This is a genomic window from Dietzia sp. CW19 (genome assembly GCF_014145265.1).
In the GTDB taxonomy this organism is placed as follows: Bacteria; Actinomycetota; Actinomycetes; order Mycobacteriales; family Mycobacteriaceae; genus Dietzia; species Dietzia natronolimnaea.
Genome location: NZ_JAALEE010000303.1, coordinates 1 through 2,724 on the forward strand (window position 1 = coordinate 1; position 2,724 = coordinate 2,724).

3 protein-coding genes are annotated in these 2,724 nt (G+C 68.6%); 2 read left to right on the forward strand and 1 reads right to left on the reverse strand.

Features of this window, described 5'->3' with window-relative positions; all coding sequences use genetic code 11:
- Positions 1-420: universal stress protein (locus G6021_RS09610; RefSeq protein WP_182641164.1), on the reverse strand; the 420-nt coding region annotated here is incomplete at its 3' end.
- A gap of 158 nt (positions 421-578) precedes the next feature.
- Here G6021_RS09610 and G6021_RS09615 point away from each other — a divergent pair.
- A complete protein-coding gene (locus G6021_RS09615; RefSeq protein WP_182609530.1) occupies positions 579-1,013 on the forward strand; it encodes a Fur family transcriptional regulator in 435 nt (144 codons plus the stop codon).
- Between the two features lie 55 nt (positions 1,014-1,068).
- Positions 1,069-2,595, forward strand: coding sequence for a catalase (locus G6021_RS09620; protein WP_179524388.1), 1,527 nt, complete (start codon positions 1,069-1,071; stop codon positions 2,593-2,595).
- The last annotated feature ends 129 nt before the right edge of the window (positions 2,596-2,724 follow it).

A 2,724-nucleotide genomic window follows, 5' to 3' on the forward strand; every position in this document is an offset into this window, starting at 1 on the left:
GCCCTCCGGTGTGCGCGGGGTGATCACGAGGACGGGGCATCTCGCGTGTTCGACCACCCCGGCGGAAGTGGACCCCATGGCGAAGTCCTCGCGGGCGGTGAGTCCGCGGCTGCCCACGACGATCGCCGAGGCGTATCCGGTGGTCTCGACGAGCGCGCCGACGGGGCTGTCGGCGACCACGCGGTAGGTCGCCGGGACCTGTCCGACGAGGTCGGTGAGCTGGTCCCGCATGGCTCCCTCGACGTTGGCGCGGGCGGTCTCGTCGAAGGCCACCACGCGTCCGACGGCGCGGTCGGCCGAGATCACCTCGAGCCCCGCGTCGTGGTCGCGTGCCCAGTTCGCGGCCCAGGCCACGGCCCGGCGGGCGTCCCGCGAACCGTCGTAACCGCATACGACCGGTCCGGTGGCGGTCTCTGTCATGGCGTCCTCCTGCGGGTTCGGCGTCGCGGATCAGCCTAGTCGGCGGGTACGACGGCGTCCGGGGGAGCAGCAGATGCGCAGCCGACATCGTTACCAAAGCGGAACCAGTCCTTTTCTGGACCAGTTCCAGAAAGTCGGCTAGGGTAAGGCCCATGACGATGCAGATGGAGGATCCGGGAGCGCTGCTCCGGACAGCCGGGTTGAGGGTCACCTCTCCCCGGTTGGCGGTCCTCGCCGTCGTCGACAGTCGTCCCCACATCGCGGCGGAGGACGTCGCGGTACTGGTCCGGGAGCGGCTGGGCGCGGTGTCCACGCAGACCGTCTACGACGCGCTGCGTGTGTGCACCGACGTCGGACTCATGCGGCGCATCGAACCGGCCGGCTCGCCGGCCCGGTACGAACGCCGCACGGGGGACAACCACCACCACCTCGTGTGCCGGCAGTGCGGCCGGATCGAGGATGTCGAATGCGCGGTGGGGCATGCGCCCTGCCTGCAGGCGGACCACGATCACGGCTTCCTGATCGACGAGGCCGAGGTCAACTACTGGGGCACATGTCCCGAATGTCAGGCGGGCCGTGCCCGGCTCGGTTAAGACTGAGACCCAGACCACATCGCCCATCACCCCACCACAACGAGGAGCACCAGACGTGACCACGCATCCCGCCGACCGCGGCGTACGCGACTTCCAGCCCAAGTCCGCCACCACCACCGACAGTGGCCAGCCGGTACCGAGCGACGAGTTCAGCGCCCGGTTGGGCGAGCTGGGTCCGCAGCCGATCCACGACTTCTACCTCATCGAGAAGCTCGCCCACTTCAACCGCGAGAACGTCCCGGAGCGTCTGCCCCACGCCAAGGGCTCGGGCGCCTTCGGCGAGTTCGTCACCACCGAGGACGTCTCGGACATCACCTGCGCAGGCCTGTTCCAGCAGGGCGTCACGACCCCCATGCTCGCCCGCTTCTCCACCGTCGCCGGCGAGAAGGGCAGCCCCGACACCTGGCGTGACCCGCGCGGCTTCGCGCTGAAGTTCTACACCGACGAGGGCAACTACGACATGGTCGGCAACAACACGCCGGTCTTCTTCGTCCGCGACGCCCTCAAGTTCCCGGACTTCATCCACTCGCAGCGCCGCAAGAACGCCTCCGGCCTGCGCAACCACGCCATGCAGTGGGACTTCTGGACCCTGAGCCCCGAGTCGACCCACCAGGTCACCTGGCTCATGGGCGACCGCGGCATCCCGGCCACCTGGCGCAACATGGACGGGTTCGGCTCGCACACCTACCAGTTCATCAACGCCGAGGGCGTGCGCCACTGGGTCAAGTTCCACTTCAAGACCAACCAGGGCATCGACTTCCTCACCCAGGACGAGGCCGACAAGCTCGCCGGTGAGAACGCCGACTACCACCGTCAGGACCTCTACGAGTCCATCGCCAAGGGCGAGTTCCCGTCGTGGGACCTGCACGTCCAGGTGATGCCCTTCGACGAGGCGGAGACCTACCGCTTCAACCCGTTCGACCTCACCAAGGTCTGGTCGCAGAAGGACTACCCGCTGCGCAAGGTCGGCACCATGACGCTGAACCGGAACCCGCAGAACCACCACGCCCAGATTGAGCAGGCGGCGTTCGCGCCGACCAACATCGTCAAGGGCATCGGCTTCTCGCCCGACAAGATGCTCCTCGGCCGTGTCTTCGCGTACCCGGACATCCAGCGCTACCGCATCGGCGCCAACTACCAGCAGGTGCCGGTCAACCGACCGCTCTCGCCGGTGAACTCCTACTCCAAGGAGGGCGCCATGCAGTACGAGTTCCCGCACCCGGCGCAGGCCGAGTACGCCCCCAACACCCTCGACGGCCCGGTCGCGGACCCGGCCAAGGCGTTCGACTTCGGTGACTGGGACACCAAGGGCTCGGAGATCTACCGCGGGGACGTCTCGCCGCACTCCGACGACACCGACCAGGCGCAGGCCACGACGCTCTACCGGGAGGTCCTCGACGACGCGGCCCGCGAGCGTCTGGCGTCCAACATCGCCGGTCACGTGAGCAAGATCGACCCCTCGGAGACCGAGCTCCTCGAGCGCGTGTACGCCTACTGGGCGGCCGTCGACCAGGGGCTGTGCGAGGCCGTCAAGGCCGGCGTCGAGTCCGGTCCGCGCGGCAACCACCGTCGCCAGGAGTGACCACTCCGTAGCCGAGCATGTTTCGGTCGAGCACGCGTCGGCCGAACTCGACTGAGACGAAGGGCCCGATCCCGCGACCAGCGGGGTCGGGCCCTCCTCGTGCGCCGGCTTCCGGGGCCCCGTCAGCCG

Bases quoted from the DNA above. Each gene is read 5' to 3' on its own strand.
- G6021_RS09615 (WP_182609530.1), top strand. From the start codon at position 579: ATGCAGATGGAGGATCCGGGAGCGCTGCTCCGGACAGCCGGGTTGAGG.